At 30.2% G+C, this 5983-nt stretch carries 5 protein-coding genes; 4 read left to right on the top strand and 1 reads right to left on the bottom strand.

Annotated features, from left to right (window positions below):
• From purB to PHD84_10360, 3 genes are all read left to right on the top strand, one after another.
• A partial coding sequence (purB, locus tag PHD84_10370; protein MDD5638199.1) for an adenylosuccinate lyase occupies positions 1–897 on the top strand: 897 nt, incomplete at its 5' end.
• A 44-nt stretch (positions 898–941) separates the two neighbouring features.
• Positions 942–1850, top strand: coding sequence for a branched-chain amino acid transaminase (locus PHD84_10365; protein MDD5638198.1), 909 nt, complete (start codon positions 942–944; stop codon positions 1848–1850).
• A 331-nt stretch (positions 1851–2181) separates the two neighbouring features.
• Positions 2182–4368 carry a UvrD-helicase domain-containing protein gene (locus PHD84_10360; protein ID MDD5638197.1) on the top strand — a complete coding sequence of 729 codons (2187 nt, stop codon included), beginning with the start codon at positions 2182–2184 and terminating at the stop codon, positions 4366–4368.
• 49 nt (positions 4369–4417) lie between these two features.
• On the opposite strand, the gene PHD84_10355 is transcribed toward PHD84_10360, so the two are convergent.
• Positions 4418–5290, bottom strand: coding sequence for a peptidyl-prolyl cis-trans isomerase (locus PHD84_10355; protein ID MDD5638196.1), 873 nt, complete (start codon positions 5288–5290; stop codon positions 4418–4420).
• Between the two features lie 233 nt (positions 5291–5523).
• Between PHD84_10355 and PHD84_10350 the strand changes: the two genes are divergently transcribed.
• Positions 5524–5983: UPF0236 family protein (locus PHD84_10350; protein ID MDD5638195.1), on the top strand; the 460-nt coding region annotated here is incomplete at its 3' end.

The following is a 5983-nucleotide window of genomic DNA, read 5'->3' as shown; positions in this document are numbered from 1 at the left end:
ACCATTATGATTGGTCGTACTCATGGAGTCCATGCAGAACCTATTACCTTAGGACTTAAATTTAGTTTATGGTATTCTGAAATGAGGAGAAACTTAAAAAGAATGAAAATGACCAAGGAGGAAGTCATCTATGGCAAAATATCTGGAGCTGTGGGAACATTTGCCCATATCGAACCAGAGGTAGAGGAGATTGTTTGTAAAAAATTAGGTTTAAGACCAGCAAAGATTTCCAGTCAAATACTACAAAGAGATCGTTATGCTCATTTTGTATGTGTCCTGGCGATTATTGCAAGTTCTGTTGAGAAGTTTGCGACTGAAATTAGAAGTCTGCAAAGGACAGAGATATTGGAATTAGAGGAGATATTTTTAACTAACCAAAAGGGATCTTCAGCCATGCCACATAAAAAAAATCCAGTTATATGTGAAAGAATATGTGGACTTTCGAGAATCCTAAGAGGTTATGCTCTATCTGCTCTTGAAAATAATAATCTATGGAATGAACGTGATATTTCTAATTCTTCAGTGGAAAGAATTATTTTACCTGATAGCACCATGCTTTTAGATTATATACTACAAAAGTTCTTGTTTGTATTAGATAATCTTAAAATTAATGATATTAATATGCAAAAAAATTTAGATCTAACCGGTGGACTTATTTTTTCGCAAATTATTATGATTAAATTAACTCAGAAAGGATTACCAAGAGAAAAAGCATATGAAATTGTGCAAGGTCTTGCTCTTGAATCATGGGATAATAAAGAAAGTTTTAAAGAAAAATTATTAGAAAACAATTTAATCAATCAATATCTAACAAAAGATGAAATAAAATCCTGTTTTGATGTTAAATATTTTACCAGAAATATAGATTTTATATACCATAGATTATATGAAAAATAATTTATTCTATTTTAAAATATTAATATTTTGGAGGTATGCATAAGATGAAAGCAGACAAAATATGGATGGATGGTAAATTTGTAGATTGGGATAAGGCAAAGGTACATGTATTAACACATGCTTTACATTATGGAAGTGGTGTTTTTGAAGGAATTAGGGCTTATAAAACAGAACAGGGAACAGCCATATTTAGATTGACAGAGCATGTAGATCGATTATTTAATTCCGCTAAAATATTAAAATTAGAACTTTCTTATTCTAAAGAAGAAATCTCTCAAGCAATAAAGGAAACTGTACGGGTAAATAGATTAGAAAGTTGCTATATTAGACCATTGATATACAGAGGATATCGAAAACTAGGCTTAAATCCTTTTAGTTGTCCAGTTCAATTTATGGTCGCTGCCTGGGAATGGGGTGCATATTTAGGAGAAGAAGCATTAGCTAAAGGCATTAAAGCCATAATATCTTCCTGGCAAAGAAGCCATATTAATTCTACTTCTGCTAAGGCAAAACTATGTGCTAATTACATTAATTCGATTTTTGCCAATATGGAGGCAACTGAATTAGGGGTAGATGAAGCAATACTTTTAGATAGTAATGGATATGTAGCTGAAGGTCCTGGTGAAAATATTTTTTGGATTAAAGATGGAATTATTTTTACCCCACCACTAACATCTGTTTTAGATGGCATTACCAGAAATACTGTTATGACTATTACCCGCGATATGGGTTATGAAGTTAGAGAAGAGCTAGTAGCTCGTGATGTTTTATATATTGCAGATGAAGCTTTCTTCGTTGGTTCTGCAGCTGAATTAACACCAATTCGAGAAATTGATCGTTATATTCTTGGTTCTGGAGATAGAGGTCCTATTAGCAAAAAAATTCAGGAAAAACTATTTAATGTATTTAAAGGAAAAGAGAGAAAATATTTGCAATGGCTCGATTTTGTATAATAATTTTCAATAGCAAAGAAATTCTATTATGAGTATGTTACCAAACCGAATATAAATACTTCTCCTTCTCCAGCTTTATCTATAGCTGCAACTGTTTTAAAAATGAAGTCTGAAAGAAAAAATATTTTCAACCTTGGAGCAGGAGAACCTGATTATGATACTTTTATAATAGAACAGGATAATCAATATTCCTGTGCAGTTGGTATTGTATTGTTTCTCAGAGAAAACTTATTTCAGTCCAGGGTTAATATAAATTCTTAATTTGTACCAAGCCCTGGATTTTTTAATAATCCAAAGAGCATTTTATTAATCTAATTAGGATTTAAAAAAGATGTTTGAAGATTTAAATTCAAAACAAAAAGAAGCAATATCTATTGTTGATAAGCCCGTACTGGTTATTGCTGGGGCAGGTAGTGGCAAGACTAGTGTTATAACTCAACGCATTATCTATCTGATAAAAAATTTTAATATATTTCCCAGAAATATCCTGGCAGTTACCTTTACCAATAAAGCAGCAAATGAAATGAAAAAAAGAATAATAAACGATACCGTATTAAACAAAGAATTATTTTCAACCTCTCTCTATAATCAAATATGGATAGGGACCTTCCATTCTGTTTGTGCTAGAATTTTACGTAAACATATTAATATTCTTGGATATAAAAGCATATTTAATATTTATAATAAAAATGAATCTATTAATTTAATAAAAGAATGCATAAAATTGCTTTCTTTTGATATTAAGCAATATAATTCAAGGATAGTTCATAGTATTATTGAAAATGCTAAAAATAGATTATTAGATGAAAACGAATTTAGTGCAAACTCAATTGGTTTTTATAATTATCAGATAGGAGAAATATACAAAAAGTATCAAGAGCAATTAATCATACAGCAGGCTCTTGATTATGGAGACTTAATTCTGAAGACTGTTGTGATTTTTAAAAATTTTCCAACTATTTTAGAATATTATCAAAAAAAATTTAAACAAATTTTGGTTGATGAATATCAGGATATTAATCACGCACAGTATATTTTTATCAAACTTCTATCTCAAAAAAACAAAAACCTCTTTGTCGTAGGTGATCCAGATCAAAGCATTTATGGCTTTAGAGGAGCTGAGTTAAGCAATATCATTAATTTTGAAAAGGATTTTACTGAATGTAAGGTAGTTAAATTGGAACAGAATTATCGTTCTACAGAGATGATAATAAGAGGAGCCACACAGGTAATTAAGAATAATATATATCGTAAAGAAAAAAAACTATGGACTGAAAAAAAAGGTGGAGAAAAAATTAAATATTATGAAGCCAGTAGTATTAATGATGAAGCCAACTTTGTTGCTCAGGAAATTATTAATATAAAAAGGAATAAAAAAATAAATTGGGCTGATTTTGCAGTGTTATATCGTATTAATACTCAATCAAGACCATTTGAAGAAGTTTTCGCTCAAAAAAATATTCCCTTCAAAGTTGTTGGTAACTCTAGATTTTATGAAAAAAAAGAAATTAAATATTTAATAAACATATTGAGTATTATTAATAATTCTTATAACAAAGATAGTATAAAAAAGGGGTTAGAAATAGAGAAAATTGGTATAGGGAAAAAGGGATTTCAATCACTAGTAGAAAAAGCCGAAGGAGAAGGAGAGCAAAAATCAATTTTAAGTACTTTATCTCATTATATTAATTTATCTGATAACCGGATTACTTTGGAAAATAAGAAAAAGATTAAACAGCATATCAATATATTTATGGAATTACAAAAAAATAATAATATTAATATATCTAAACTGGTTGAAAAACTTATAAAAGAAATTAATTTTTACAATTTAATAAATAACAAAGAAGATAGCTCGATAAAGAAAAATATTATCAATAATGTTAAGATATTCATTCAATCAATTAGGGAATTTGAGAAATTAAATCCTGAAGCTAAGTTAGACAATTTTTTAAATTATATTTCTCTGGTAACTGATATGGATATTATTGATGATTTAGACAATGATAACAAGGTAAATTTGATGACTTTGCATTGTGTCAAGGGCTTAGAATTCCAAGTAGTTTTTTTAACAGGATTTGAAGAAGGTCTGTTCCCTCATCGAAAAAGTATAACAAATCAACTTGACTTAGAAGAAGAAAGGAGACTTTGTTATGTCGGAATGACTCGAGCTATGGATCAACTTTATATAACATTTAGTTGGCGTAGAAATGTTGAAGGAATGACCTTATTTAATCAAGTATCACGTTTCTTCAGTGAAATACCTAAAGGCTGTATAGAAAAAATAAATAAACACTATCCTGACTATTTGGGACAGCAAGATTTTTCCCGGATGAAAGAAATTATAAATATCTACGATTTGATCTTCCATCCCGATTGGGGAGAAGGCATAATTACAAATATTCAAGAAACAAAAAATGATTCTTACCTTACTGTAAACTTTAATAATTCAGGAATCAAAAGATTATCATTAAAATATGCACCAATAAAAAAGATAAAAGAAAAATCACAAATATAATGGGTATCTTACTAATTAATTTATTTAATGATGTCTCTCTATAATTAGTTTATTCTTCTTTAATTAACTCTAAATTTTTTTCAATTGTTGCTACATCTTCAATATTTTTTAAATACTGGTCAAAAGCCTGTTGCTGTTTCTGAGGTAATAACTGATACTTTATTTCTTCTCTTACCTCATCTAACTCCAAATAGCGTGATGGATTTTTTTCGATTATCTTAAAAATATGAAATCCTTTTTCGGTTGGTATAATTTTACTAAGATCACCGGGATTTAAAATAAATAATTGTTCTTCAATTTCTGCAGTTAAAGTACCCTTGCTTATAAATCCGATATCTCCTCCTTTAGAAGCACTTGTAGCAATAGATATTTCTTGTGCTAATGTTGAAAAATCCATACCTTCATTTAATTTTAGAAGAGCATCTAAAGCTTGGTCTTCTGTTTCAGTTAGAATGTTCAGAGCATGCACTTCTTCTTCTTTCCAATAATTTTCTTTATTTTCTTCATAATAAAACTTTATGTCATCATCGCTTAATTCAGTTGTTTCAACGACTTCCTTTTCAATTAGATATTGAATTAAAATTTGTTCGGTTGCGTTTTTAATTTGAAATGCAACTTCTGGATTATCGCTTAATTTTATTTCCTTGGTTTTTTGGATAAGCAATGTTTGAATTACAATCTGTTCCAATAAATCTTCCTTATTTAATTGTATTTTGTACTGATCAGGAATAGCATCCCAGTACTGGTTAAAATCATTTAAGGTAATGATTTCATCATTTACAATAGCAAGTATACCTTCTGGAGTAGCCTCTACCTCTACTAGATTATCTTCTTGACTATTTATTCCTATTGAGAAAATAAGTAAAAAAGAAAAAATGGAAATAATAAAGTAAGCAGAAAATTTTTTATAAAATATTTTCAATGATTGTACTCCTTTCTCATACTTTCAATACCAAAAATAGTATTCTCAAAAACTTAATCACAGTCTAACACAACTAACTAAGTAAGTAAAGCAAAGCATAACAAGACGAACTAGTTAGTGTAAAATTTACTGGGGTACTTAAAAACTTGCCCTAACCTATAAAAAAGGTGTAGACTTACCTAAAAATACTCAGATCAAAGTATCCTTTAAAAAAAGGAGGTAAGACTACACCTATGAGTACTGATATGATAACAATAACTTTTCCAGAGGTCAAGGTAGAAATTCCCGTAAAGGATTTAACCTTTGATACCCTGGAGAATCTGATCTTTGACATTATACAGGCCATTGCCCGCAAAGTCTTTACCAAAGTGCTGTCTGATATTGATTGCTGCCTGCGTAAGAACAGAAGACGTGGAAAACTGAAAAACACCGGTAAGAGAAGTAAGACATTCTTAACCCGTTTCGGTGATGTAAGTATCTGCCGTACCCGTTACCTGGAGAAAACCGGTAAAGCCCGATATCTCCTGGATGAGGCTCTTTCTACCATCAAAAACCAGCGCATCAGCTATCACAGTGGCCCTTCCCAAAGACTGAAGGAAAAGTTGGTTTACCTGGGAATCGGCAGAGATTTCATGCATTCCTTTAGCCTGAAGGCCGAAGAGGAGATGTCCCTTTCCCAATCTGTAAAACACT

It is taken from the genome of Atribacterota bacterium, from assembly GCA_028717805.1.
GTDB lineage: Bacteria > Atribacterota > Phoenicimicrobiia > Phoenicimicrobiales > Stramentimicrobiaceae > Stramentimicrobium.
The sequence above is the reverse complement of the archived record's forward strand: the minus strand, read 5'-3'. Positions and strand labels throughout refer to the sequence as shown.

Coding starts and splice junctions, on each gene's coding strand:
- PHD84_10365 (MDD5638198.1), top strand. CDS start 942: ATGAAAGCAGACAAAATATGGATGGATGGTAAATTTGTAGATTGGGAT.
- PHD84_10360 (MDD5638197.1), top strand. CDS start 2,182: ATGTTTGAAGATTTAAATTCAAAACAAAAAGAAGCAATATCTATTGTT.